Source organism: Rhizobium sp. LC145 (genome assembly GCF_001005825.1).
Lineage (GTDB): Bacteria > Pseudomonadota > Alphaproteobacteria > Rhizobiales > Rhizobiaceae > Neorhizobium.
The window spans coordinates 37802-62390 of sequence record NZ_LBHV01000009.1 but is presented as its reverse complement, the minus strand read 5'-3'; the positions used below and the strand labels follow the sequence as shown (position 1 = coordinate 62390).

Here is a 24589-nt window from a genome sequence, read left to right as displayed (position 1 = left end):
CAGGCTCTCCTCGTCGCCTGTCAACTTGATTGTTTACAGGGAGATTGTTTCCTTGTAAACAAATTTCAGGAGGAGCTGTTGCGGCTCAAAGTTCGAATTCTCGCGATTGACGTCTGGGAGGAGTCATGACGGGGAAGGCTGTACGAGACGTCGAATTGTGGGCGCCGGTTCTCGAATGGGAGACCCGCCAGGATGGCACCGTACTCATCTGGCGCAAGGATCCGCTCAAGCCCTATCCCGCCAAGCTCAACGAGCGTCTTGTCCATTGGGCCTCGGTGGCTCCCGACCGCCCGTGGATGGCGGAGCGCAGGGAGGATGGAGGTTGGCGCAAGATCAGCTATGGCGAGGCCCTGGACCGGATACGACGGATCGGGCAGTCCCTCCTCGACTTCGGTCTTTCGCTCGAAAGCCCCCTGGCCATCCTGTCCGACAATTCCATAGAACACGCGCTGATGGCGCTTGCCGCCCAGCATGTCGGCATTCCTTCGGCAGCGCTTTCGCCCGCCTACTGCACGCTCTCCACCAACTTCGACAAGCTTAAGGATATCGCCCGGCAGATTACCCCGGGCCTCGTCTTCGCCGATGACGGAATGGCTTTCGTCGAGGCGGTCGATGCGGCCTTCGGCCCTGACATTCCGTTCGTCTCGGCGCGCAATCCCGTCCCTGACCGTCGCAATGCCGTGCGGTTCGATAGCCTCCTTCAGGCGGGTGCAGGCCCGTCTGTCGATGCGGCCTTCGAGGCCGTCGGTCCCAATACGATCGCAAAGTTCCTCTTCACCTCCGGTACAACCGGGTCGCCGAAGGCAGTGATCCAGACACAGCGGATGCTGTGCTCCAACCAGGAAATGGTCGCCGACTGCTATTCGTACCTGCGCAGCGAGCCGCCGGTGATCGTCGATTGGGCACCCTGGAATCATACCGCAAGCGGCAACAAGGTATTCAATCTCGTCATCTACAACGGCGGCACTTTCTATATCGACAGGGGCAAGCCAACACCGGCACTGATCGGCGAAACCGTCGCAAATCTCAAGGAGGTCTCGCCAACCTGGTATTTCAACGTACCTGCCGGCTACGAGATGCTCGTGCGGGCGATGCGCGAGGACGAGGCGCTGCGCCGCACCTTCTTCCGAGACCTGAAGATGCTGATGTATGCCGGTGCCGGCATGGCACAGCATACCTGGGACGCGCTGAACACGCTCGCCGAGACGACGCTTGGCCATCGCGTGCCGCTCGGCACGGGCCTCGGTTCAACGGAAACTTCCCCCTTTGCGATCTTCTGCACCGATCCGCAGCAGGGCCCCGGCAACGTTGGCATCCCAGCCCAGGGTGTCACGATGAAGCTTGTGCCCATCGACGGCAAGTATGAGCTGCGGCTGAAAGGCCCCAATGTGACGCCAGGCTACTGGCGCAATCCGAAGCTGACCGCCGAGGCCTTCGACCAGGAGGGCTTCTATCGAATAGGCGACGCGTTGAAGTTCGCCGCCCCCGGCGATCCGACCAAGGGCTTCTATTTTGACGGCCGGACCGCGGAGAACTTTAAACTGAATACGGGGACATGGGTCGCCGTTGGGGTTTTGCGCGCGCAGCTCGTCAACCAATTCGGCGGATTGATCCGTGATATGGTCATCACAGGTGAGAACAGAGCGGAACTGGGGGCCTTGGCGGTCCCCTTTATGCCCGCACTGCGCGAGCTCGTTCCACCCGATGCAGATTTGGACGACGAAGCTGTGCTTGTCCACCCAAGTGTACGCGCAGAGCTTGCCGCAAGACTTGCAGACCATCAGCGAAAGGCGAGCGGTTCGGCCACCCGCGTGATGCGCATGCTGCTGATGAAGGAGCCACCGCGCTTCGAAAAGGGCGAGATCACCGACAAGGGCTCTCTGAACCAGCGTGCAGTGCTCGCGCATCGAAGGGAACTGGTCGAGGCGCTCTATTCGGATACGCCCGATGTCATCTACGCCGGCAAGGAGCTCGCAGCATGAGAATCGAAGGATCGAGTGCATTGGTGACCGGCGGCGGTTCCGGCCTCGGTGAGGCGACCGCTCGCATGCTGGCAGCTCGCGGAGCAATCGTACATGTCTTCGACCGCAATGGCGAAGCGGCCGAAAAGGTGGCGCGCGGCATCGGCGGCGTGGCGCTTGCCGGTGACGTCATCAGCGAGGCGGATGCCGAAGAAGCGCTCGACCGCGCGGCTTCGGCCGGCGACGGACTGCGCATCCTCGTCAATTGCGCAGGCGTGGCTACAGCAGGTCGGGTGCTCGGTCGAGAGGGGCCGCTACCACTTGCCGATTTCGAAAAGGTGATCCGGATCAATCTCATCGGCACATTCAACATGATGCGGCTTGCCATCGCACGCATCGCCCAAGCTTCCGAGAGGGAAGACAAGACACGCGGCGTAATCGTCAACACCGCATCGATCGCCGCTTTCGAGGGACAAGTCGGTCAGGCGGCCTATGCAGCTGCGAAGGGCGGCATCGTTTCGCTGGCTCTGCCGGTCGCCCGGGAAGTCGCTCGCTTCGGTATTCGGGTGAACACCGTTGCACCCGGTATTTTCATGACCCCGCTGCTCCACACGTTGCCGCAGGAAACGCAGGAAAGCCTTGCCGCCGCCGTTCCGTATCCAGCGCGGCTCGGCGATCCAGCCGAGTACGCCGATGCGGTCCGCTTCCTCATCGAGAACCAATACGCAAATGGCGAGGTCATTCGGCTCGATGGCGCCATGCGCATGCAGCCGCGGTGACGAAACATGTCTCTCTTCGCAGGACAGGCCGCCGGAACTTTCGATTTCTTGCAGGCCATGCGCAGTTGGAGGCCATACAGGCGCTCAACCCCGGGACCACGGAGGAGGAGATGGCAATCGCGATACCGGGCATCCACCATCGACGGAGCGGAAATGCCCGCAACGCGATTACAGCTTTAGTGCGGTCGCCCGGCATCTCGGCGGCGCTCAAACAATATGCATGCGCCGCAATCTGATCGGTGACGGAAGGCTAGCCCTTTTCGGGCTTAAAGGGAGGAAGAACATGGCGAAATACATTGCTATTTGGACGGCCGGCGCGCTTGCCTTGTCCTTTGGGAACCCGACGCTCGCCGATGTGACGATCGGCGTCACGGTCTCGTCGACGGGATCGGGGGCGGCGCTCGGCATTCCGCTGAAGAACTCGGTCGAGCTCTGGCCCTCCGAGATAGCCGGCGAGAAGTTGAAGGTGATCGTGCTGGATGACGCCGGCGATCCCTCGATCGCCACGACCAATGCCCGGCGCTTCGTCAATGACGATAAGGTGGACGTGATCGTCGGATCGGCACTCACGCCCGCATCCATTGCGGTCGCGGGTGTGGCCGCCGAGGCCAGCACCCCGCATTTCTCGGCTTCACCCGTCCCGCCAAACATTTCCAAGGGGAAATGGACCTTTGTCTTGCCGCAGGACGCGGGCCTTATCGCTAGGACGCTTTTTGCAAAGATGAGGGCCGACGGGGCAAAGACCTTCGGCTATATCGGCTTTTCCGACTCCTATGGCGACCTGTGGGTCAACCAGTATAAGGCGATCGGCGCCGAATATGGCCTCGAAATGGTCGCCGACGAGCGATACGCGCGTCCCGACACGTCCGTTTCCGGACAGGTACTCAAAATCGTGGCCGCCCGGCCTGACGCCGTCCTCATCGGCGCATCCGGCACGGGCGCAGCACTGCCGCAGATCGGCCTTCGCGAGCGGGGTTTCATAGGCACCATCTATCAGACCCATGGCGCGGTGACCTTCGACTTCCTCAGGATCGCTGGCGCATCGGCCGACAATACCGTGTTTGCTTCCGGACCGGTGATGGTTGCCGAGGCACAGCCCGATACCGCCGAAACCAAGAAGGACGGCATGGACTACGTGACAACATATGAAGCCAAGTTTGGTGCGGGCACGCGGACGCAGTTCGGGGCTCACATTCATGATGCCATGGCGATCCTGAAGAAGGCGATACCGGTGGCACTCGAAAAGGCCAAGCCCGGCACATCGGAATTCCGCAATACGCTTCGCGATGCGATCGAAACCGGCGGTCCCTTCCCGGCCAGCCAGGGCGTCTTCGAATACAAGGCAGACGATCATCTCGGCCTTGACGAACGCGCCGTGGTGCTGCTGACGGCCAAGGATGGGAAGTTTGAGTTGATCGAGTAAGGGGTACCAAAGCAAGGCGCCTGGGAACCGGAATTCCGGATGCGGGACCTGATTGAAGCCACCAGCAAGGCGAGGGACTATCATTGGATGCAACGATCGCGACCTTCCTGATCCAGGACGGCCTCACCAATGGCGCAGTCTATGCGCTCTTGGGGCTAGCCCTGGTGCTCGTCTTTTCGGTGACCCGGGTCATCTTCATTCCGCAAGGCGAGTTCGTCGCTTATGGAGCGCTGACCCTTGCTCTCCTCGACGGTGGCCGCGTGCCGGCGACTGCGTCGCTGCTTATATGCTTCGGTCTACTTGCCTTTTTGGTCGACCTCTGGACGATGCGACGCGGGACAAGCACTGCTGCAATCTTGTGGAGCGTCCTCTTCAATCTCGCGCTGCCTGCCGCGATCTACGCCGTAACGCTTGGCATCGCTCCCCTCGCGCTTCCGTCCCTGGTCAAAGCTCTCCTGACTGTCGCCATCATTGCCCCCATGGGGTTTTACGTCTATCGCATCGCCTATCGTCCGCTTGCGGATGCTTCCGTGCTGGTACTGCTGATCGCCTCTGTCGGTGTCCATCTGGCGATGATGGGACTGGGCCTGGTCTTCTTCGGCGCCGAAGGATTACGCGCCCGTCCCCTTTCCGCCGGCAGTTTTGCGGTGGGCCCCTTGCTTGTTTCCGCCCAAAGCCTGTGGATCTATGGCGCGACGATCGCGATCATCGTCGGCCTCTATCTCTTCTTCGAGAAAACACTGCTCGGCAAGGCACTCCGCGCAACCGCGGTCAATCGGCTCGGTGCACGGCTCGTTGGCGTACCGACGCAATTCACGGGCGTGACGGCATTCTTATTGGCGGCAACGATCGGCGCAGTCTCGGGCGTGCTGATCGGGCCGATCACAACGATCTACTACGACACGGGTTTCCTGATTGGGTTGAAGGGGTTCGTGGCCGCCATCATCGGCGGTCTCGCGAGCTTCCCCGTCACCGCCATCGCTGCAATCGGCGTTGGCATGGTCGAATCCTTCACGTCGTTCTTCGCCAGCAGCTTCAAGGAGATCATCGTGTTCGGGCTGATCATCCCCGTATTGATCTGGCTGTCGCTCGGCGCCGGCCTGCATGAGGAGGAGTGAGTGATGACGGCAGATCTCAAGCACACCCTGCCCGGCGCGATCGCCATCGTCGTTCTTGCGCTGGTACCCCTATTGCCGGTGCCGCCCTTCTGGATCACACTCCTCAACAATATCGGCCTCGCCTCGCTGGTGGCGATCGGACTGGTGCTGTTGACTGGCGTCGGCGGCATGACCTCTTTCGGACAGGCGGCCTTCTGCGGCTTCGGAGCCTATACGACCGCCGTGCTGACGACGGCCTATGGGTTTTCTCCTTGGGCGACCTTGCCGCTTTCGCTGATCGCCGGCGCCGCCACGGCGCTGCCGCTCGGGCTGATCACCGTACGGCTCTCCGGCCATTTCCTACCGCTCGGCACGATCGCCTGGGGACTTGCCCTCTATTATCTCTTCGGCCAGGTCGAACTGGTCGGCCGCTACGACGGCATCTCCGGCATCCCTCCGCTGGAACTCGCCGGCCACCGCTTCCTCAGTGGCCAGTCGATCTACTATGTTATCTGGTTTTTTGTCATTGCGACGGCAATCGGCGCCCGCAACCTGCTCGATTCCCGTGTTGGTCGCGGCATTCGGGCGTTACGCGGCGGCGGCCAGGTGGCGGAAGCCTTTGGCGTCGACATCGTTCGCGCCAAACTCACAGTCTTCATCCTGGCCGGCATTGTCGCCGCGCTTTCCGGCTGGCTTTACGCTCACATGCAGCGCTCGGTGAATCCCACGCCATTCGGTCTCAACATGGGCATCGAATATCTGCTGATGGCTGTGGTTGGAGGGGCGGGCCATGTCTGGGGCGCTATCTTCGGTGCAGGGGTCGTCCTGATCCTCAAGGATCTCCTGCAGCGCTTCCTGCCGGATCTCATCGGCTCCTCGATCAATTTCGAGATGATCGTCTTCGGCGCGCTGCTCGTCACAATCCTCCAGTTCGCACGAGACGGCCTGTGGCCCCTTGTGCTGAAATTCGCTGCGAAGCGACCGACCCGCCAGCCTGCGGCGGCAGGTTCGCTGCCGCGACGCACCATGCCTGCGGTCGGCACCCCGTTGTTGCGCATCGACATGGCCAGAAAGGCGTTCGGTGGACTGGTCGCCGTGAACGACGTCAGTTTCGAGATTAAGGCTGGCCAGATCGCCGGTCTGATTGGACCGAACGGCGCGGGCAAGAGCACGACATTCAATCTCATCACGGGAATGCTGTCTCTGACGAGCGGCAGCGTTTTCTATGGCGGAGAGAAGCTTTCGGGCATGAGCCCGCGCCGCATTGCCAAACACGGCATTGCCCGGACGTTCCAGCACGCGAAGATCCTTCCGACGATGTCGGTTCTGGAAAACGTCACACTGGGCGCGCACCTGCGCGGTTCTGCGGGCGTGTTCAAGAGCTTTCTCCATCTGGAAAGGCAGGAAGAGGCAACACTTCTTGCCGAAGCGGCACGTCAACTCGAGCGCGTCGGCCTTGGTGCCAACATGCACCGCCCCGCCGGCGACCTGGCGCTTGGCCAGATCCGCATCCTTGAAATCGCTAGGGCTCTCTGCCTCGATCCGACAATCCTGTTGCTCGATGAACCTGCTGCCGGCCTTCGGCACGCCGAAAAGCAGGAACTTTCCGCTCTTCTGAGGAAGCTCAAGGAAGAGGGCGTCAGTGTGCTTCTCGTCGAACACGACATGGGGTTCGTCATGGGTCTGGTGGACCATCTGGTCGTGCTTGATTTCGGCACGCTGATCGCCGAGGGCAAACCTGCGGAGGTCCGGCAGCACCCGGCCGTCATCGCAGCATATCTTGGCGAGGTGGCGGCATGAATCTTCTCGAACTGAAGGACATTCGCGTCGCCTATGGCAGAGCGCCGGTTCTCCATGGAATTTCGCTCACCATGGCTCCCGGCACCATCGTGGCGGTGATCGGTGCAAACGGTGCGGGAAAAACGACGCTGCTGAATGCCGTTATGGGCGTGATCCCGAGCAGCGGGACCGCTCTTTACGACGGCAAGCCGATACCGCCATCGGTGGAGGCCCGTGTCGCCGCCGGCCTGTGCCTCGTACCGGAACGGCGCGAACTCTTTACCACCATGTCGGTGAAGGACAATATCGATCTCGGCGGCTTCCTTCGTTCTGCGGCAGAGCGGGCCGATACACGCGAGGAGGTCTATGGGCGCTTTCCGAGGCTTGCCGAGAGGCGCAAACAACTCGCCGGCACGCTTTCGGGCGGCGAACGCCAGATGCTGGCACTTGCCCGCGCCCTGATGAGCCGGCCGCGGCTCCTGCTTCTCGATGAGCCGAGTCTGGGCCTTGCTCCGAAGATCGTCATCGATATCCTCGAAATCGTCTCAGAACTGCGAAAAACCGGCGTCTCGATACTCTTGGTCGAGCAGAACGCACGCGCCGCTCTGGAAATCGCCGATCACGGCTATCTGGTCGAACTGGGAGAAGTTCGCCGCTCCGGGCCTGCTGCCGAGCTTTCGCATGACCCCGCGCTGATGGAAAGCTATCTCGGTCTGGTGCCCGAATGAACCACGAAGATGACGTACTCTCGTGCTGATCCACTTCAATCCGCAGCCCGCGCGCCTGGATCAACCCGTCCGCCGCTAAGGTCTGGGCCGAGTTCAAGACTTGCAAAACCTTAAGCTGCTTGTCCCGGTCGAGACCTGCCAGTGACGACAGCCGGCCCCAGACCGGGACGGCCAAAGAAGAAGCCCTGTGCATGCTTCCCAGAAGCCCAGAATGGCTATCCCGGCGGACAAAACGGTCGGCATGAACGCAAAGCTGATTGAGAGGCCCCCATCATAGGCAAGCATCGCAACAAAATGCGTGCCCCAGACGCCGAGGCCGCCGGCCAATCCGCTCAGACCCAGCCAAGAGGCGCGGCGTTCGGCACGGCATTCCTGGGCGCGTTCCAGTGCCAGGAAGAAGGCTATACTACCCATAACGCAGATTGCCGCTGCCAGCCCGACGGTAAGGTGATCATGCTGCGTCCAAACACATCGACAACTCGAAACATTAGGGCCTCCGTTCGCAACGGAAGTTCATCATGGACACCCTCGGGTTGCAAAACGGTAAACAGGAAATGAACATTTCAGCAGGTCGTTGTGGACAAGCTCATTCACACTTCAACCGGCAATGGCTGCGAGACTGAAATGGAGATCTCTTGCTTTTGTTAAACTGCTCCCAATTTTGACTGAATCGGCGGCATAAGCAGAAAGGCCTCCATGTTTACGATCGCCGAGCTCTTGAAAACAAAAACTCACATCGTGATCGCCGTCGCCATGATGTTCCTGGCGGGCTGCGCCACGAGACCTTCGTCGAGCGTCCTCAGTCCGGTTCATCTGGATAAGGCCGCCTCGGATCAGGTGACCATCTTGACCGCAACCAACAGGAATCGCGACGCCACAACCGGGGGATACGGAAGCACCTGGGCGGAGAACCTGACATACGAGCAGTACGAGTTCTCGGTGCCTCCCGACAGGAAGGGCACCACCATCACCTATCCGTCGGCGAGACCGAATCCGGAGCGCCAATTCGTGGTGACCGGGCGCAAACAACTTCCGAAGGACGCGTTCGTGCAGGCAGCGGCGCGCTCGGCACGATTTGACGGCTCGATCGGAATATTCGTTCATGGTTATAACTACAGCTATCAGGAGGCTTTATTCAGAACAGCGCAGATAGCCGCGGACGCCAATTTTCCGGGCACGCCTATCCTGTTTTCCTGGCCATCGGCTGCCGCGGTCGCCGGATACGTCGCTGATCGCGACGCGACCTTGTATTCGCGCAGCGAACTCGCAGACCTGGTGAAATCGCTCGCCGCTTCCAGGAGCCCGAAACGCATCATCCTCTTCGGACATAGCATGGGCGGGTTCCTGGTCATGGAAGCGGCACGCCAGCTCAAGCTCCAGCGCCGCGACGATATCCTTCAAAAGCTGGTCGTCATCCTGGCCGCTCCCGACATCGACGTGGATGTCTTCCGATCGCAGTTGAAGGACATCGGCAAGATGGCGACCCCGATCACTCTCCTCGTCTCGAAAGACGATCGTGCATTGACGGCCTCCAGCCTGATCGCCGGTGAGCGGGCCCGCGTCGGACGTCTGGATATCGACGACCCCCTTATCGAGGAGGTCGCCCTGAAAGAAAAGCTCCGGGTAATCGACATCACGTCCGTCCAAGGATCCGATGGGCTGGGACACGATCGTTATGCATCGCTCGCCAAATTCGGCGCGCAGCTTGCCACCTTCGAAAACAGCACGCGCTCCGGCGCCGGCGATGTCGGTGCCTTCGTGTTCGACACGGCTGGCGCGGTGGTCACAAGTCCATTCCGCATCGCGGGCAGTGTGATCCACTCACCACGGTAGCGTTATTGACTCGACGTGAAGCTATCCGTCTCGGTCCTGGTTGGAATGCTCGATTGACTGCCGGCGCGCAAGCAGGCGATGCCCGCGGCGATAACGGCACGCTGCATTGCCTCTTTCAGAGTCCGACCACGGTCGAGACATGCCGCGAGGACACCGACGAAACAGTCTCCCGCCGCGGTCGTATCCTTGACATCGACTTTGACGGCGGGGACCCGGACAAACTCCCCCTTGAAGACGGCTTCAGCCCCGTCTTCGCCGAGCGTTCGCAGCACGCCCGTGTTCAACCTGTGTGCGATTCCTTCTGCCGAAGGCTCACATCCAAACCAGCCAGCCAAGGCAACAGCCTCATCGTCGTTGACGATGATGAGATCGCAAAGCGAAAGCAGGTCGAACTCAAGCTCGGTGGCGGGAGCAAGGTTCAGGATCGACATTTTTCCCGCATCCCGCACGCGGCGAATGAGTCTTTCCGTCTCACCAATATTGTTCTCCATTTGCATGAGCACGATATTGGCTCGGTGCAAAAGATCATCGTCGACGGACCCGGCAGAGGCTGCGAGATTGGCGCCGGCCGCGACAGCAATGAGATTACGGCCTTGCGCATCGATGAAAATCGAGGCGCAGCCAGTCGGCTCCGAAACGCGGCTTACGCGTTTGACATCTGCGACTGTCGCAAGATTCGCAATTGCGATCTCCGCCAGCGGGTCACGACCGATCGCGCCAACGAACACCACTTCAGCTCCGTCGCGCGCCGCCGCCAGCGCCTGGTTTGCCCCTTTGCCGCCGGCTTCCGTGCGCAAACACTTCGCCAGTAGCGTTTGGCCAGGCTGCGGCATGGCCTCGAGCGAAAAGACGAGATCAACATTGAGCGAACCGAAGGTGACGATCATCACGCGATCTCCTGCTATGCGACCTGAACGAAGTGGCCTTCCCCGGCTTCCCGGTAGAGGCGCTTCGAAGGTACATAGTCGGCCGCACGGAACGGGCTCTTGATCTCCTCGTTGGAAATTCGCCGCGTCTGCCGTCGCGACGGATCGGCTATCGGCACCGCCGCCATCAAGCGCTTCGTATATTCGTGTTGCGGATTTTCGAAAACGGCCCGCCTTGGCCCGACCTCGACGATCTCCCCGAGATACATCACCGCAACCCGGTGACTGATCCGTTCCACGACGGCCATGTCATGGGAGATGAACAGGTAACCGAGTCCATACTTCTCCTGCAGGTCGAGCATCAGGTTGATGACCTGCGCCTTGACGGAAACGTCGAGCGCGGAAACGGATTCGTCGGCGATAATCAGCTTCGGCTCGAGCGCCAGGGCTCTTGCGATGCAGACGCGCTGGCGCTGCCCGCCTGAAAACTCGTGCGGGAAACGGCTCGCCATCGAAGCCGAGAGACCGACCCTTTCGAGCAATTCCCCAACACGTTCCTTCGCTTCGGCAGCGTTTGCAAGCCCATGTGCGATGATAGGTTCGGCGATCGCCTCACCGATGCGGATACGCGGATTGAGGCTTTCGAACGGGTCCTGGAAGATCATCTGCGCCTCACGGCGTATGTCGGCCAGTTCGGATTTGCCGGCGCCGAGCACATTCTTTCCGTCAATGCGGATTTCGCCGGCGGTCGGATCAGTCAGACGAATGATCGAACGACCGGTCGTGGATTTGCCGCAACCGGACTCGCCGACGAGCGACAAGGTCTCACCCTGCCGCAGTTCGAGTGACACGCCTTCCACGGCATGAATGCGACCCACCGTCTTGCGCAGGAAGCCCTTCTTGATATTGAAACGCGTCACCAAGTCATCGACCTTGAGGATCGGGCCGGCGTTCAGCTTCACCGTGTCCTCGGTTTGCTGCACCGGCTGGATTTCACCCGTCGCCATGTCGACCTGCGGAAAACGAAGCGGCCGGTCCGTTCCCGTCATGGAACCGAGCTGGGGCACTGCCGACAGAAGCGCACGCGTATAGGGATGTTTCGCGGCTTTGAAAATGTCGCGGGTCGTTCCGCTTTCCACCGCCTCTCCCCGATACATCACCACGGTCCGGTCGGAAATTTCGGCAACCACACCCATGTCGTGGGTGATGAAGAGGACAGACATGCCCTCTTCCTCCTGCAGCGTCTTGATCAATTCCAGAATCTGCGCCTGGATGGTGACGTCCAGCGCGGTCGTCGGTTCATCGGCGATCAGGAGTTTCGGATCGCAGGCAAGCGCAATCGCGATCACCACACGCTGGCGCATGCCTCCGGAGAAGCTCATCGGATATTCGTTGAGGCGCGACCTCGCCGAGGGGATGCGGACCTTCTCCAGAAGCCTGACGGCTTCGGCTTCTGCCTGCGCGTCCGACATGCCGCGGTGCTGGACGAGAACCTCGGTGATCTGCTGACCGATCTTGAGCACCGGATTAAGACTCGTCATCGGCTCTTGGAAGATCATGCCGATGCGGTTGCCGCGAATGGACTGCATATCGCCAAGCGGAAGGTCGAGCAGGTTTTTCCCCTCGAATTCGATCCTGCCGGTAACCCGGGAATTGGCCGGAGAGAGCAGTCGCATGATCGACATGGCCGTCACGCTCTTGCCCGAGCCGGACTCCCCGACGACCGCGACCGTTTCCTTTTCGCCGATGTCGAAACTGACGTCGCGCACGACATTCTGCCACTCGCCGTTCACGCGGAACGATGTGGTGAGATTGGATATGGAAAGTGTCGGTTTGATCATGGCTCAGCCCTCCCGCCGAGGATTGAGGATGTCGCGCAGGGCATCACCGATCAGGTTGATCGCGACGATAAGCAGCAACAGCGCAAGACCGGGGAAGAAGCTGATCCAGTAATCCCCGGAGAGAAGATATTCGAAGCCGTTCGAGATCAGCAGGCCGAGCGAGGGTTCCGTCACCGGCAGGCCAATGCCCAGGAAGGAGAGCGTCGCTTCCAGCATGATGGCATAGGCGACACGCATGGTGGCCACGACGATCAGCGGCGGCAGGCAGTTCGGCAGGATGTGCCGGAAGAGGATGCGCCTGTCGGGAAGCGCCATGGAGCGGGCCGCATCCACATAGGCGCGCTTGCGCTCGACAAGCGCGGAACCGCGAATGGTGCGGGCATAGTAGGCCCATTGGGTGACGATCAGGGCGAGGATGATCTTATCGACGCCTTGGCCAAGGATGGCGAGAAAGATCAACGCGATCAGGATCGCCGGAAAGCTGAGCTGGATATCAACGATGCGCATCAGCACGGAATCGACGCGACCGCCCGCATAGGCACTGATCAGGCCGATCGATGCGCCGATGATCAGCGCGATCGCCGCGCTCGATATGCCGACGAGGATGCTCGTGCGAAGCCCGTAGAGGATGGCGCTCAGAAGATCGCGGCCCTGGTCGTCGGTACCTATCACATAGACCAGCCCGTTCATGCTTTCCGAACCGGGCGGCAGGCGCCCGTCGAGGATATCGAGCTGCGACAGATCATAGGGGTTCTGAGGCGCGATGACCGGCGCCAGAATTGCCGCGACGACGAAGATCAGCACCAGAACGATGCCGAGAAGCGCCAGCTTGTCATTCAGCAGGGCCGAGATCGCCTGGCGGAACGGGGAGCGGGATGCGGTCGGCTTGCCGAGATTGTTGCCGACATGGACCGAGCTGGTCGTGCCTGTCTCCTGGTTCATCACGAATTCCCCTCAAGTCGAACGCGCGGATCGACGATCGAATACAGAATGTCGACAAGCAGGTTGATGATGCTGAACATCACGACGGTGATCATCAGGTAGGCCAGGATGACCGGGCGATCGAGAACGCCGATGGCGTCTATGATCAGCTTGCCCATGCCGGGCCAGGCGAAGATCGTCTCGGTAACGACGGCGAAGGCGATCAGCGATCCGAGCTCGAGACCAATCACGGTAATCAGCGGGATCAGCGTATTCCTGAGAACATGGACCAGGACGATGCGGCGCTCCGGAAGCCCCTTGGCCCTGGCGAAACGCACGAAATCGAGCTGCATCGTTTCCATCACCCCGGCGCGGGTGAGGCGGATGACGAGGGAGATTTTGAACAGCGCCAGGTTGAATGCGGGCAGCAGGAGATGGGAAAGGCCATCCAGCGTGAGGAGGCTCACCGGAACACCGAAGACCGGCACGGTATCGCCGCGTCCAGAAGCCGGCAGCCAGCCGAAATGCACGCTGAACAGCATGATCATCACCAGGCCGATCCAGAAGGTCGGCAGGCTGAAACCGAGGATCGAGAAGGTCATGATCGATTTCGAGATCAATCCCTTCGGCTTCAGGCCGGCATAAACGCCGAGCGGAATTCCGACGATCAGCGCCATAACCAGCGCGACAAAGGCAAGCTCCAGCGTCGCCGGCATGCGGTTGAGGATCAGGGTCAGCGCCGGCTGGTTGAAGACGAAGGAATTGCCCAGATCACCGGAAAGCGCCCGCGTCAGGAAAAGCCAGTATTGCTCCCAGACGGGTTTATCGAGGCCGAAGGACTGGATAACCTGAAGGCGCTCGGCCGGCGTTGCCGTCGGGCTCAAGAGGACGTCGACCGGATTGCCGACCAGATAAAGGCCGACGAAAACCAGAACCGACATCACAAGCAAGGTCAGAACAGTCTGTATCGACCGGCTCAACAGATAACCGCTCATAGATATCAGCCTCCCAGCGATTGGGCGTCGGGCGGAGCAACGCGCCCATAGCGCGATATCCGCTCGACCATCAGGTTGATGAACCCTTCTTCATCGACATCGGTGACGATGGTCGCCTTGGCAGCAAGGTTCATCTTTTGGTGGAAATCGGCGTAGGTATAGCCTTTCGTGAAGCCAGTGACCTGTACGCCGACGGTGGCCTTTCGACTTTTGAAAAGATCGGGCCGGATGAGCCAGGCAATCGTCGTGGCATCGTGAATGGGGCCGCCCGGACGTCCGAAGCGGTCGACATCACTACGATCGAAGGTGGTGAACAGTTTGAAAAGCGCGGCGCCGGCCGGCCCGCCCTGCTCGGCAAAGCGCTCGAAATGCCTTTGAGTGAATAGCGCCTGGAACGTCATGTCGAGCGGCATGACCACGACCGGCACGCCGGATCGATAGACGATCTCGGCAGCATGCGGATCGGCATAGACGTTGAACTCGGCCCATGGCGTACGGTGCCCGAGCGCCGCGAACGCCCCACCCATCGACACAATCTGGCCGATGCCGCGCGCGACATCGGGATGCTGCATCAGGGCAAGCGCAATATTTGTGAGCGGCCCGATCGCGCAAATCGTCACCTTCTCCCCGCTTGCGGCCGCTTCGCGCGCCGTGCAGACGATGAAATCGACTGCGTGCCCGCCGGCTGGCATGATATTGCCATCGGTAACGAAGTCATGGCCGAACGGGCCGATGCGCGCGTATTTGCCGAAGACCTGGTCTCTCACCAGCGGACCCGGCGCGCCCGCATAAACAGGAACGTCATCACGGCCCGATAGATCGACGACCTTGCAGGCGTTCGCGACCGCATCGCTCAGCGGAACGTTGCCGGCCACGACGGACAGGCCAAGTAGGTCGATCTCCGGCGAAGCAAGCGCCATTAGGATGGCGGCGGCATCGTCGACTCCCGGATCCGTATCGATGATGACCTTCTGAAGGCTCATGCCACGACCTCCTCGGCATAACGCGAAAGCCGGTCGAGGAAGAGCGCGATCACGCCGTCGGCATCCACCCGGGTGACGATCTCCGCATTCGGCTCCAGACCGCTCTTGCCGTACCAGTCGGCGATCGTCTGTCCCATACACAACTCGCTTTCATGCTCCACGAACACGCGAGCGGGTTGCGTCTCGAAGAGATCGGGGGAGAGCAGGTAGGCGATCACGAGCGGATCGTGCAGCGGCCCGCCGCGCGAACCGTAACGACGGACATCGTTACGGTCCCAGAACGCCATCAGCTCCGCTAGGGTTTCGGAGATGCGTCCGCTGACCTTGGAAAACTGCGCAACGTGCTCCGGCTTGAGCATGACCTGATGTGTCGCATCGAGCGCGAGCGCCACGATTTTTATGCCACTGGCAAAGACCACGTGCGCGGCATGCGGATCAGCCAGCACGTTGAACTCCGAGGTGATCGTCCGGTTGCCGGGCTCGCGATAGGCCCCGCCCATCATGACCACCTGCTCTATGCCTTCGGCGATCTGCGGCTTCATCCGCAAGGCGACCGCCAGATTGGTCATCGGGCCGAGACAGCAGATCGTGACGCGCTTTTGCAGTACGGCTGCGGCAGTCAGCGTATCGATGAGAAAATCGACCGCCGATTTGCTTTCGGCAACTTTGACCGGTTCCGGCAGCGTGGTGTTGCCGAGCCCGTTCTTGCCATGGAACTGGCCATAAATGGGGTCCCGGAACATCGGCCGGAAACAACCGGCATAGACAGGGATATCGGTCCGGTCGCCGAGTTCGCAGACCTGGAGGGCATTCCGGACCGTCCGATCGAGCGGCTGGTTGCCGCAGACAGGGGTGATGCCGAGGATTTCGAGTTCGGCCGAGACGAAGGCGGTCAGAAGCGCGATCGTGTCGTCGATACCGGGATCGCAGTCGATGATGATCGGAATTGCAGTCATTCTATGGTTGCCTGATGTATCGATCGGGAAATTGACAGTTCAAAGCGCGCCGACATCGCGCAGCACCGCGCTGATTTCAGCACGGGCGACTTCGCCGAGCGGCGATTGCGGCACGATCGGCGCTCCGACCGGAAAGCCTTGCAGGTCGAGCGCCGTCTTGATGCATCCCGCGATCGAATATTTCGCGAAGATTTCGTTGACCCGCCAAAGGGGCCGCTGAAGCTCCATGGCTCTCGCCCAGTCGCCTGCCTTCGCAGCCTCGTAAAGGGCGATGCTCTGGCGCGGCACGATGCAGGCTGGGCCCGCCATCCAGCCGACCCCGCCGATCATCATCACGCAGGCGGGAATATGGGCGGAGGCAGCGAACACCTCCATCCGGCCCCGCGTCCGCTCGATGATGGAAAGCAGACGACCAGTATTCGTGGAAGCGTCCTTGATATAACGGATGTTCTCAATATGGCTCAGACGCTCGATGACCGGCAATGTCAGGTCCGAGCGCTGAAACTGGGGATTGGTATAAAGAACGACCGGACGCCCCTTCGCAGCCTTGGCAATCGCCGTGAAGTAAGCTTCGACACCCTCGTCGCCGATCGGGAAATAGGCCTCCAGGACCGCCAGAATGCCGTCGGCTCCCGACTCAATCATATATTCCGTCTGCGCGACGGCATCGCTCGTTGACGTCGACGCCACGCCGGCAACGACGGGAACCCGGCCACGACTGGCCGAGATCACCGTGTCGACGACGTGACGCCGCTGCTCCTGGGAGAGATAGGCAAATTCACCGGTACTGCCGAGCGGCGTCAGGCCATGGACACCCGTCTGAACGAGGTGATCCACCAAATCCGTCAGCACGCCTTCCATGACCGCGCCGGAGTGATCGATCGGCGAAACGAGGTAGGGAAACACGCCGCTGAAAGACATGGTGGACGTCCTCCCGCGATTAGTTCGGCTTCACGTAGTAGGGAAGCGTGTAACCGTCCGAACGGCCCTCGTACGAAAGGCCATTTTTGACCGCCCAGGTATTGGCCAGATAGAAGACCGGAATGACGCCGAGATCGGTCATGGCGATTTCCGTCGCCTTCCTCAGCTGTTCCTCGCGCTTGACATCGTCCAGCGTGCGACGGGCATCGCTCAAAGCCTTGTCGAACTCCGGATTGGAATAACGGCCGCGGTTGCCCTGCCCCGCTTTCTCGCCATAGGTCTCCAGGATAGGCCCAAGTACGCCGGAAGCTTCGCCGGTTTCGACGGCGGCGCCACCCATGATGAAGCTGAATTCAAGCGCGGAAGCGCGGGTGAAATAGACGCTGCCGGGAAGCGTCGCCACTTCCGTCTTGATGCCGATGCGGCTGAAGAACTGACCGATCGCCTGCGCCACCTTGGAATCGTTCGGATAGCGGTCGTTCGAGGCATGAAAGGTCAGCGAGAAACCGTCCGGATAACCCGCATCGGCAAGCAGCTGCTTGGCCTTGTTCGGATCGTAGGGATCGACCTTGATCGCCGGATCGTAGCCGAAATAGCCCTCCGGAACGACCTGGCCGGCCGGTACGCCCTGCCCATCCATGATCCGGTCGACAAGCGCCTCACGATTGATCGAAAGCGAAAGCGCACGGCGGACTTCCGGCTTCAGAAGCGGGTTCTTGCCGTCCGGCCCCTTGGCGAACGGCGATTCCTCCCGGTCCTGATCCATGTGCAGATACATGATGCGGTTGCCCGCGACATTGACGACTTTCAGCTTGTCGGATGCTTGAAGCCTGCGGGTATCGGCGGTCGGAATGCTCTCGATCATATCGACATCCCCGGCGAGAATGGCGGCCACGCGAGCGCTGCTATTCTTGAAAACCCGGAAGGTAACCTTGTCCCAAGCGGGCTTCTCGCCCCAATAACCGTCATTGCGCTCGACAACGACGTTATCGTCCGGTGTCCAGGAGGCGAATTTGAAGGGACCCGTGCCGATGACGCCCTTGCCGGAATTCATCTCTTCCGTCGTCGTCTTTTCCATCTCCGCCGGAAGGATGGCGATGCGGCTGAGATTGTTGAGGAGCAGCGGCGTGGGGCCGTCGGTCTTGATGCGAACCGTCAGCGGGTCAACCGCCGTCACTTCGGTGATCGCCTTCACATAGGCCGCAAACGAACTTGGGCTGTTGGTCGATGCGAGCGGGATGCGCTTGATACTGGCCACGACGTCGTCGGCCGTGAAATCGCTGCCGTCATGGAATTTGACGTCCGGGCGCAGCTTGAATTCCCAGGTCGTCTCGTCGATCGTCTTCCAGGAGATGGCAAGCGCCGGCTGAATCTGCTGCTTGGCGTCCTGATTGACGAGGCCATCGAAGATGTTGCGCGCCATCGCGCTGTTGGGGCCGACCACATAAAACTGCGGGTCCATGGACGTCGTGGACGCGGCGAGACCGACGGTCAGATCCTCTGCGTGGACTGCAAGCGGTGCGGCGAAGACGGAAGCGGCCAAAGCGGCGGAAAGGGCAAAGAGTTTCATAAACAGGGCTCCTCCATGTTTTGGGATCCGCGCTCTCCTCGCGGTTAATGGTCGAATACCCCTTTCACTCAGCAAAGAAAAATTGCATTTAGTACTCCCTTCATGCTCAAATGTTATGGAGATAAGTGGAAGTGCGCTTGAAACCACGCCAGATGGAAGCGTTTCGAAGCGTGATGATGACAGGCGGGATTACCGCGGCAGCCGACGTCATGAACGTCACGCAGCCGGCCGTCAGTCGGCTGATCCGCGATCTGGAAGATGCCGTTCAGATCATTCTCTTCGAAAGGCAGGGCACGCGCCTGGTACCCACCGCGGAAGCCGCCCAGCTTTTTCGTGAGGTCGAGCGCCTCTATCTCGGCCTGGACCAGATCGCCCAGGCGGCCGACGACATCCGAAAACATAAGAATATTGTTTTGCGCATCGCGAGCGTGACGTCGCTCGTGAGGCCCTTTCTTCATCAGGCCATCATCGATGTCGTCGGAGACCGGCTGGATCTGCCGCTGGTCATCGATGTCGAAAATAGCCGCCATATCTGGGATATGGTCGAGAAGAACCGCTATGACCTCGGCTTCGTGTTCAGTTCGCCGCGCATGGCCGACAAGAATGCGGTTCTGCTGCACAGTTCGCACGCGGTGGCGGCGATGGCTCCCGGCCATCGACTGGCGTCGCGAAGCGCCATCTCGCCGGCCGACCTCCAGGACGAACGTGTACTCATCCCCGGCCGGAATTCACCCCTGAGGTTGACGCTCGACCGCGCCTTCTCGCACGAAGACCACCCGCCGGTATCCACGATGGAAACCTCGATGCTGAACTGCTGCTATTTCGCCGCTTCCGGGATGGGAGTGGGAATTGTCGACCAGACGAGCATCCGAGCCTCCGGAGCTGAAGTCGTGACAATCCCCTTTGAGCCACGCATCGACGTATCTTACTTCGCCATTCGTCCGTCCGGCGGACAACGCATCTCCGTCCTCGACGACATCATCAGCCGGATGGCCGAACTGATGAGGCAGCTCAATTGAGCCAGCGCACTCCGTGTATCAGTTTGCACCTGTCACAATGGGCAGCGTTGCAAGGTGCTTGTCGATGGTTTCCGTCACCGTGCTATCCATCGGCAAGTGGCCTTTTTCCTTGCCCCATTGCTCCATGAACAAAGCCACCGTTTCCTCTGCCGTGCCTATAACGAGCTTGCGCGGCAACGCGGCCTTCGCCGCCAGGTGCTCAAGCTCATCGAGCGTGTATCCGGTAAAATCCTTTGTTCGGCTGAACGTCAGGGCCGACTTGTCATTCGATATATATGGAATCGTTGAGACGAAATCATATGCGGGTGATAGTCGGGCATGGCGTTGATCGGGATAGATCAGTGACCAGTTTTTCAGATGCATGTCGCCGTTCCCGATCAGGACATTGAATGTCACCCTGCGGATGAACTCGGCTACGTCGGCGTGATCCGACTCGGCTGCGATAACCGAGGCGAGATTGCGCAAGCTTGCCTTCTTGTATTTGTCTTCGGGATACACGTCGAAGACCTGCGCAAAATCCTCAATGTGAACCGCGCCGCCATCCTCCATGCGGTCGAACCGCTCAATGATGAATGCCTTGGGGCCAAGCCGTTCGATGCCGTCCGGCAGATTGCGGATCGAACTTACATCGACCAGATCAATCGCCGGTACGTCCATGCCGACCATTCTGGCCAGCGTCATCATCGAGAATTCGTTTTCGGGAACATGAGCAAACTCCCGTGAGGGAAGTTTCACAATCCAGTCACCGCCAACGCCGCTGTCCGGAATGATCAGCCCTGCGCTTGCGTCGTTCACGGCCGAAAACTTGAGTTGCACCCCCGCCAGCGAAAACCGCAAGGCGTCTTCCCTTACCGCCTGAACAGCGTCTTCATCGAGCTTCTGGTGTGCGTCTTCCGGCCATGCCTTGCCATCGGCGGGTTCTACGCTAATCGCTCCTGCCAAATCCTGCCCGAGTACCCATAACAAAAAGAACTCGCGATCAGCATGGATATCCGCCTTCGCGGCAAGGTATTTGCGCAAATGCCCTTCCGGGAGAAGGTTGGAGAAGAATGGCATCAGCTTGATCTTGTAGGGGCGGAAATCCGTGAGCAGCTCCCCGAACTGATCCTTGAACCGCAGGCCGAGCGTCGGCTTGTCAGGATTTTCAATATAGCCGTCATTGAAGGCAAACAGTGTCTTCTCGCCGCCAACATAGGTGATGGTGCCGATCTCTTGGCCGTGCAGGCGTATTTTTAGAACGGAAACGTCAGGCATCGTCATCATCGTCCAGCGTGTAGGCGGGGCGCGGCCCATCCTGAATTTCCGGTGACGGACGTGTGTGGATAATCTGATTGCGGAGATGCGTCATGCTTCGCGCGACTTCCGCGATCTTGGCCCAATCTTTTTGTGATCTTTGTATTCGCTCCAGCGTAGTCCGAAGCTCGCGCAGGGGCTGCAAAAAACTCATGTCGATCTTCAGCGGCTTTATCGCAGCGTGAGCTTTGCGCAAGGCGTCCAGATTGGGAATTTCGGGTATCTTGACCTGCATCGCACGGATTGCCTCCTGAACACGTTGCAGTTCCTTGCCGATGGCAGCGGGCTGGACAGGCGGATGTTCGGAGGTCTGGCGCGTGATGGATTTTACGGCAGGTACGGCCTTGCGGGGAACGAGCGCGACTTCTAGGTCAAGGGCGTGCGTTAGGGCTGCGAGGCTCGACAGCCGAATATCAACGCCGCTTGCCTCAATCCTTGAAATTTGAGCCTGCGGCACGCCCGACAGCTTGCTTAACTCGGTCTGCCTCATACCTTTGGCAAGGCGCGCCTCGCGCAGAGCCTTGATGATCTTCTGTGCTTCGTAGTTCATATTTATGTCGAATTCTGCATGCAACCCCATATTCTATGTATAATAGTGCATAACTGATGCACCCGCAACTACCTATGTCGAATAATGCATAGATACGCCTGTTACATGTAGTTTTCTGCATATTTTCGGAAAAACCCTACATCGAAATCACCGTCGAAGAACTGGCGTGGCTGGTCGAGCGTGTGAAGGTGCCGCAAGAAACCACCGCCGCAATCTGTGCTGCACACCTCAATGGTTTGGACTGTACTTAAAAAATGAGCCCCGCCATGACCACCAGAATGGCCGAGCGTCGATCGCCGCTATGAATCAAAGTCCGAGCCCCTTCCCCTCATGGGGATCATTCAGATACTCACTAGGGTGCGCAACGCCCGGCGATTAACGACAGCGAGATGCAAGCAGTGAGCGACAACATCATTAAGTTCCAGAAACCGAAACCACCGAAGCAGCCGAGGCAAGTGCCACCGTGGCTTAAGCGCTTGCTCCTTGTTCTTGCAATCATGGCAGCCTTCGCAGCGACCTATATTTACTTCGCTCTCACCGGCACTCCAGCGCAGGCAGCGGGTTTCCAAAGGTGTGGCGCGGTCAAGCGGGACTGCGTCGTTGATGGGGACACCCTCTACGTCGGAGCAGATAAGGTCCGGGTCGCTGACGTCGACACTCCAGAGGTGTCGCAACCACAATGCGCCGACGAGAAGGCATTGGGTGACAAGGCTACCGCACGCTTTGTCGAACTGGTGAATAGTGGGCCTTTCGAGATGCGAACCTGGCAAGGACGTGACGAAGATCAGTACGGCCGCAAGCTGCGTGTTCTCATACGTCACGGAAGAAGCTTGGGCGATGTCCTCGTTGAGGAAGGCTTGGCTCGCACCTGGTCGGGACGCCGCGAGTCTTGGTGTTGATCACAATCACAGGCAGGAGGCGGTGACCGCTCCGCACCGCCTCTGGGTCATTCAGACCGAACCATCAGCAGTGAACTGCACCCCCTTTCGACCTTGAAGGGGGCTTTAAAGCTACGCTGACGCCTGGCGGGCCGGCATAACTGATGCGGGGTGAAAGCTCATTGCTCCCGTCACAATCATCGGCATGCCGGCTTCCAAGCACGCAGCGATAAAGGCTTCGCGCGCCATTTCAGCAGGAACCATTCGACGCAATGCGGCACCGCATTTTCGGACTGCGCGCTCATAGCGCTCCCCGCGACGGAGTGGCCATTCGGTCTCAAGGAAGTCGAGAGCATCGTGAACGCTGAGAAAAGTGCGTTCCAGACCGCACTGCAGCCGAACTTTGACGGGAGCTCTCCAAGGAATATCCGGAATGTTCATGTCTTCCTCCTTCAGTGGACAACCGGATGAAAACAAGCATCAAAGGATATCGGAATCGCGCAACGGGCATTCAAGATGCCCCGATAAAGCCAATCCAAACGAGAGCATCGAGCGTGATGAACTCTACATTCGGCCCATTCCACTGGCGGGGTGAACAGGACGCTCTCAATGTCGCATCCAATAACGGGCCACGCTTTTCCTCACGCTGGATCAGGAGCAGTTTTCACACGCTCGCGCGATTATCGATCGGTGAACTCCCGGGGAGAAACGCGTTCATTACCGTCTGTCCGTTCGGTGATGACTTACGTTCGGGAAGCGGAAATGCTTAAAAAAGGAATGACAAAACCGACGCCTGAACAAATTGAACAACTCACCCTCGCTTTTGAACGGTTCACCCGTCGCTTCAAAGTTGCCGAGGCCGCGGCGGCGATGGAAAATTCGCTCAACGCACTCGACGTTCAGGCCCTCCTATTCGTCAGTGAGCATCCTGATTGCACCTTAGGGGATGTTGCCCGAAACCTCCAAGTCGCGCTTACGACGATGTCTTCCTCCGCCGACCGGTTGGTCCGTAGGGAAATGATTAGGCGGCAGCGACCCGAGGCGAACCGACGGTCCGTTGCGCTGACGGTAACCCCGAAAGGGAAGGAAGCAGTCGCAGGCTATATGGCGGGATATCACGATGCTTGTCGCGCGATGCTTGAATCACTTGATGCTGCAGAGCGGGCCGAATTTGTCCGCCTGACGCAAAGAATTGCAGACTACGAAGGTTGAATATTACGAAAATCGTAGTATTTCTCTGCGGTCGAAACGAGCAGGGAAATCATCATGACTCGCACACCACTCACAGCGCTTGTTACCGGTGCGAATAAAGGCATTGGTCTCGCGATTGCGCGCCAGCTCGGCGCAAACGGTCACTCGATCTGGCTGGGATGTCGAGACTTGCAGAAAGGCGACGCCGCAGCACGTGGGTTGCGCAATTTAGGTATCGACATTCGCGCAGTGCAACTCGACGTCACGAGCGACGCCAGCGTGGCTGGTGCCGTCACGACCATAGAGCGCGAGGCCGGCAAACTGGACGTGCTGGTCAACAACGCCGGTGTCATGTCCAGCCAGCCTCCTTCCCTGGCCGAGGAATCGATCGATGAGATCAGGCAAATGTTTGAGACCAACGTGTTCGGCGTCCTTCGGGTGACGCAAGCTTTCCTGCCGCTGCTGCGCAAGTCCGAAGCGGCGCGGATCGTGATGATGAGCAGTGGCTTGAGTTCACTCGGCGATGCCTTAGACATGCGGAGCGAAACCTGGACGGTCGGCTTCGGTGGATACTGCGCTTCGAAGACGGCGCTGAACATGCTTACGGTAAAGCTAGCCAAGGAGCTGGACCCAGAAGGGATAAAAGTGAATGCGGTGGACCCGGGTCTGACATCCACCGACATGACGGGGAACGGACCCGGCCATTCGCCCGATGAGGGTGCTCGCCCGGCCGTTGCCTTGGCGACGACGCACGCGTTCGGCCCCTCGGCAGGCTTTTACGCCTGCTCGGCATCTGGCGACTTAGTTCAGAAGAGATGGTGAAACGGCGGGAGTTCTGAAAGGGAAACGAGATCGCGGCGTGTCTCGTTTCTCGATCGTTTTCTGAGAAAGCCGACTACCCAATGGCAGCTTCGGCACTGACCCTTTGAAAGCTGACCGGCGGGAAGCCACCCAAATCTCAGCCGTTTATGGGTTCGCGGCCTACCGAGATAGCTGGCCTCTTAC

The 24589-nt window shown here is 59.8% G+C and carries 23 protein-coding genes; 11 read left to right on the top strand and 12 right to left on the bottom strand.

The annotated features are described in order from the left end of the window. Positions 1-125: 125 nt before the first annotated feature. From YH62_RS22265 to YH62_RS22240, 6 genes are all read left to right on the top strand, one after another. Positions 126-1982 carry a feruloyl-CoA synthase gene (locus YH62_RS22265; RefSeq protein WP_046796489.1) on the top strand — a complete coding sequence of 619 codons (1857 nt, stop codon included), beginning with the start codon at positions 126-128 and terminating at the stop codon, positions 1980-1982. Beyond that, positions 1979-2740, top strand: a complete 762-nt coding sequence (locus tag YH62_RS22260; RefSeq protein ID WP_046796488.1) for an SDR family NAD(P)-dependent oxidoreductase — start codon at positions 1979-1981, stop codon at positions 2738-2740. The genes YH62_RS22265 and YH62_RS22260 overlap by 4 nt, the downstream gene beginning before the upstream one ends. 283 nt (positions 2741-3023) lie before the next feature. Continuing rightward, positions 3024-4163 (top strand): ABC transporter substrate-binding protein, encoded by a 1140-nt coding sequence (locus YH62_RS22255; protein WP_046796487.1) that lies wholly within the window; start codon positions 3024-3026, stop codon positions 4161-4163. Between the two features lie 83 nt (positions 4164-4246). Further along, positions 4247-5281 (top strand): branched-chain amino acid ABC transporter permease, encoded by a 1035-nt coding sequence (locus YH62_RS22250; RefSeq protein ID WP_046796486.1) that lies wholly within the window; start codon positions 4247-4249, stop codon positions 5279-5281. 3 nt (positions 5282-5284) lie between these two features. Then, positions 5285-7060: a branched-chain amino acid ABC transporter ATP-binding protein/permease gene (locus YH62_RS22245; protein ID WP_046796485.1), complete on the top strand. Its 1776-nt coding sequence runs from the start codon at positions 5285-5287 to the stop codon at positions 7058-7060. Next, positions 7057-7767, top strand: a complete 711-nt coding sequence (locus tag YH62_RS22240; protein WP_046796484.1) for an ABC transporter ATP-binding protein — start codon at positions 7057-7059, stop codon at positions 7765-7767. Before YH62_RS22245 ends, YH62_RS22240 begins: the two co-directional genes overlap by 4 nt. A 93-nt stretch (positions 7768-7860) precedes the next feature. Here YH62_RS22240 and YH62_RS31040 read toward each other — a convergent pair whose 3' ends face one another. Then, positions 7861-8181 (bottom strand): MHYT domain-containing protein, encoded by a 321-nt coding sequence (locus tag YH62_RS31040; protein ID WP_046796483.1) that lies wholly within the window; start codon positions 8179-8181, stop codon positions 7861-7863. Between the two features lie 282 nt (positions 8182-8463). Between YH62_RS31040 and YH62_RS22230 the strand changes: the two genes are divergently transcribed. Continuing rightward, positions 8464-9600, top strand: a complete 1137-nt coding sequence (locus tag YH62_RS22230; RefSeq protein ID WP_046796482.1) for an alpha/beta fold hydrolase — start codon at positions 8464-8466, stop codon at positions 9598-9600. 2 nt (positions 9601-9602) lie between these two features. Here the strand turns inward: YH62_RS22230 and YH62_RS22225 are convergent, their stop codons facing one another. From YH62_RS22225 to YH62_RS22190, 8 genes are read right to left on the bottom strand one after another with little or no spacing between them, the layout of a single operon-like run. Beyond that, positions 9603-10487 (bottom strand): ribokinase, encoded by an 885-nt coding sequence (locus YH62_RS22225; RefSeq protein WP_046796481.1) that lies wholly within the window; start codon positions 10485-10487, stop codon positions 9603-9605. Between the two features lie 14 nt (positions 10488-10501). Beyond that, positions 10502-12307 carry an ABC transporter ATP-binding protein gene (locus tag YH62_RS22220; RefSeq protein WP_046796480.1) on the bottom strand — a complete coding sequence of 602 codons (1806 nt, stop codon included), beginning with the start codon at positions 12305-12307 and terminating at the stop codon, positions 10502-10504. A 3-nt stretch (positions 12308-12310) separates the two neighbouring features. Beyond that, entirely contained in the window at positions 12311-13249 is a 939-nt protein-coding gene (locus YH62_RS22215; RefSeq protein ID WP_046796479.1) for an ABC transporter permease, read from the bottom strand. Continuing rightward, entirely contained in the window at positions 13249-14223 is a 975-nt protein-coding gene (locus YH62_RS22210; RefSeq protein ID WP_046796478.1) for an ABC transporter permease, read from the bottom strand. The genes YH62_RS22215 and YH62_RS22210 overlap by 1 nt, the downstream gene beginning before the upstream one ends. Before the next feature lie 5 nt (positions 14224-14228). Continuing rightward, a complete protein-coding gene (locus tag YH62_RS22205) occupies positions 14229-15206 on the bottom strand; it encodes a nucleoside hydrolase (RefSeq protein WP_046796477.1) in 978 nt (325 codons plus the stop codon). Continuing rightward, a complete protein-coding gene (locus YH62_RS22200) occupies positions 15203-16162 on the bottom strand; it encodes a nucleoside hydrolase (RefSeq protein ID WP_046796476.1) in 960 nt (319 codons plus the stop codon). Before YH62_RS22200 ends, YH62_RS22205 begins: the two co-directional genes overlap by 4 nt. A 39-nt stretch (positions 16163-16201) precedes the next feature. Continuing rightward, complete coding sequence (locus YH62_RS22195) at positions 16202-17083, bottom strand: dihydrodipicolinate synthase family protein (protein ID WP_046796475.1); 882 nt, start codon at positions 17081-17083, stop codon at positions 16202-16204. Between the two features lie 19 nt (positions 17084-17102). Beyond that, the gene (locus YH62_RS22190; protein WP_046796474.1) at positions 17103-18653 is read right to left on the bottom strand and encodes an ABC transporter substrate-binding protein; all 1551 of its coding nucleotides are present in this window, start codon (positions 18651-18653) and stop codon (positions 17103-17105) included. A gap of 131 nt (positions 18654-18784) precedes the next feature. Here YH62_RS22190 and YH62_RS22185 point away from each other — a divergent pair, with 131 nt between their 5' ends. Continuing rightward, positions 18785-19672 carry a LysR family transcriptional regulator gene (locus YH62_RS22185; RefSeq protein WP_082118465.1) on the top strand — a complete coding sequence of 296 codons (888 nt, stop codon included), beginning with the start codon at positions 18785-18787 and terminating at the stop codon, positions 19670-19672. An 18-nt stretch (positions 19673-19690) separates the two neighbouring features. Here the strand turns inward: YH62_RS22185 and YH62_RS22180 are convergent, their stop codons facing one another. Both YH62_RS22180 and YH62_RS22175 read right to left on the bottom strand, forming a co-directional pair. Continuing rightward, complete coding sequence (locus tag YH62_RS22180) at positions 19691-20932, bottom strand: type II toxin-antitoxin system HipA family toxin (RefSeq protein WP_348625784.1); 1242 nt, start codon at positions 20930-20932, stop codon at positions 19691-19693. Then, on the bottom strand, positions 20919-21515 hold the full coding sequence (locus tag YH62_RS22175; RefSeq protein WP_046796631.1) for a helix-turn-helix transcriptional regulator: 597 nt from the start codon (positions 21513-21515) through the stop codon (positions 20919-20921). Before YH62_RS22175 ends, YH62_RS22180 begins: the two co-directional genes overlap by 14 nt. 389 nt (positions 21516-21904) lie before the next feature. On the opposite strand from YH62_RS22175, the gene YH62_RS22170 reads away from it, so the two are divergent. Further along, positions 21905-22414: a thermonuclease family protein gene (locus tag YH62_RS22170; protein WP_046796472.1), complete on the top strand. Its 510-nt coding sequence runs from the start codon at positions 21905-21907 to the stop codon at positions 22412-22414. A 111-nt stretch (positions 22415-22525) separates the two neighbouring features. On the opposite strand, the gene YH62_RS22165 is transcribed toward YH62_RS22170, so the two are convergent. After that, positions 22526-22834, bottom strand: a complete 309-nt coding sequence (locus tag YH62_RS22165; protein WP_046796471.1) for a DUF982 domain-containing protein — start codon at positions 22832-22834, stop codon at positions 22526-22528. Positions 22835-23155: 321 nt separating this feature from the next. Here YH62_RS22165 and YH62_RS22160 point away from each other — a divergent pair, with 321 nt between their 5' ends. Together YH62_RS22160 and YH62_RS22155 are read left to right on the top strand one after the other, a co-directional pair. Next, the gene (locus YH62_RS22160; RefSeq protein ID WP_245282154.1) at positions 23156-23605 is read left to right on the top strand and encodes a MarR family winged helix-turn-helix transcriptional regulator; all 450 of its coding nucleotides are present in this window, start codon (positions 23156-23158) and stop codon (positions 23603-23605) included. A 54-nt stretch (positions 23606-23659) separates the two neighbouring features. Next, positions 23660-24406 (top strand): SDR family oxidoreductase, encoded by a 747-nt coding sequence (locus YH62_RS22155; RefSeq protein WP_046796470.1) that lies wholly within the window; start codon positions 23660-23662, stop codon positions 24404-24406. Positions 24407-24589: the final 183 nt, after the last annotated feature.

Bases quoted from the DNA above. Each gene is read 5' to 3' on its own strand.
- YH62_RS22265 (WP_046796489.1), top strand. From the start codon at position 126: ATGACGGGGAAGGCTGTACGAGACGTCGAATTGTGGGCGCCGGTTCTC.
- YH62_RS22260 (WP_046796488.1), top strand. From the start codon at position 1,979: ATGAGAATCGAAGGATCGAGTGCATTGGTGACCGGCGGCGGTTCCGGC.
- YH62_RS22255 (WP_046796487.1), top strand. From the start codon at position 3,024: ATGGCGAAATACATTGCTATTTGGACGGCCGGCGCGCTTGCCTTGTCC.
- YH62_RS22245 (WP_046796485.1), top strand. From the start codon at position 5,285: ATGACGGCAGATCTCAAGCACACCCTGCCCGGCGCGATCGCCATCGTC.
- YH62_RS22240 (WP_046796484.1), top strand. From the start codon at position 7,057: ATGAATCTTCTCGAACTGAAGGACATTCGCGTCGCCTATGGCAGAGCG.
- YH62_RS31040 (WP_046796483.1), bottom strand. From the start codon at position 8,181: ATGGGTAGTATAGCCTTCTTCCTGGCACTGGAACGCGCCCAGGAATGC.
- YH62_RS22230 (WP_046796482.1), top strand. From the start codon at position 8,464: ATGTTTACGATCGCCGAGCTCTTGAAAACAAAAACTCACATCGTGATC.
- YH62_RS22225 (WP_046796481.1), bottom strand. From the start codon at position 10,487: ATGATCGTCACCTTCGGTTCGCTCAATGTTGATCTCGTCTTTTCGCTC.
- YH62_RS22220 (WP_046796480.1), bottom strand. From the start codon at position 12,307: ATGATCAAACCGACACTTTCCATATCCAATCTCACCACATCGTTCCGC.
- YH62_RS22215 (WP_046796479.1), bottom strand. From the start codon at position 13,249: ATGAACCAGGAGACAGGCACGACCAGCTCGGTCCATGTCGGCAACAAT.
- YH62_RS22210 (WP_046796478.1), bottom strand. From the start codon at position 14,223: ATGAGCGGTTATCTGTTGAGCCGGTCGATACAGACTGTTCTGACCTTG.
- YH62_RS22205 (WP_046796477.1), bottom strand. From the start codon at position 15,206: ATGAGCCTTCAGAAGGTCATCATCGATACGGATCCGGGAGTCGACGAT.
- YH62_RS22200 (WP_046796476.1), bottom strand. From the start codon at position 16,162: ATGACTGCAATTCCGATCATCATCGACTGCGATCCCGGTATCGACGAC.
- YH62_RS22195 (WP_046796475.1), bottom strand. From the start codon at position 17,083: ATGTCTTTCAGCGGCGTGTTTCCCTACCTCGTTTCGCCGATCGATCAC.
- YH62_RS22190 (WP_046796474.1), bottom strand. From the start codon at position 18,653: ATGAAACTCTTTGCCCTTTCCGCCGCTTTGGCCGCTTCCGTCTTCGCC.
- YH62_RS22180 (WP_348625784.1), bottom strand. From the start codon at position 20,932: ATGACGATGCCTGACGTTTCCGTTCTAAAAATACGCCTGCACGGCCAA.
- YH62_RS22175 (WP_046796631.1), bottom strand. From the start codon at position 21,515: ATGAACTACGAAGCACAGAAGATCATCAAGGCTCTGCGCGAGGCGCGC.
- YH62_RS22170 (WP_046796472.1), top strand. From the start codon at position 21,905: ATGCAAGCAGTGAGCGACAACATCATTAAGTTCCAGAAACCGAAACCA.
- YH62_RS22165 (WP_046796471.1), bottom strand. From the start codon at position 22,834: ATGAACATTCCGGATATTCCTTGGAGAGCTCCCGTCAAAGTTCGGCTG.
- YH62_RS22160 (WP_245282154.1), top strand. From the start codon at position 23,156: ATGCTTAAAAAAGGAATGACAAAACCGACGCCTGAACAAATTGAACAA.
- YH62_RS22155 (WP_046796470.1), top strand. From the start codon at position 23,660: ATGACTCGCACACCACTCACAGCGCTTGTTACCGGTGCGAATAAAGGC.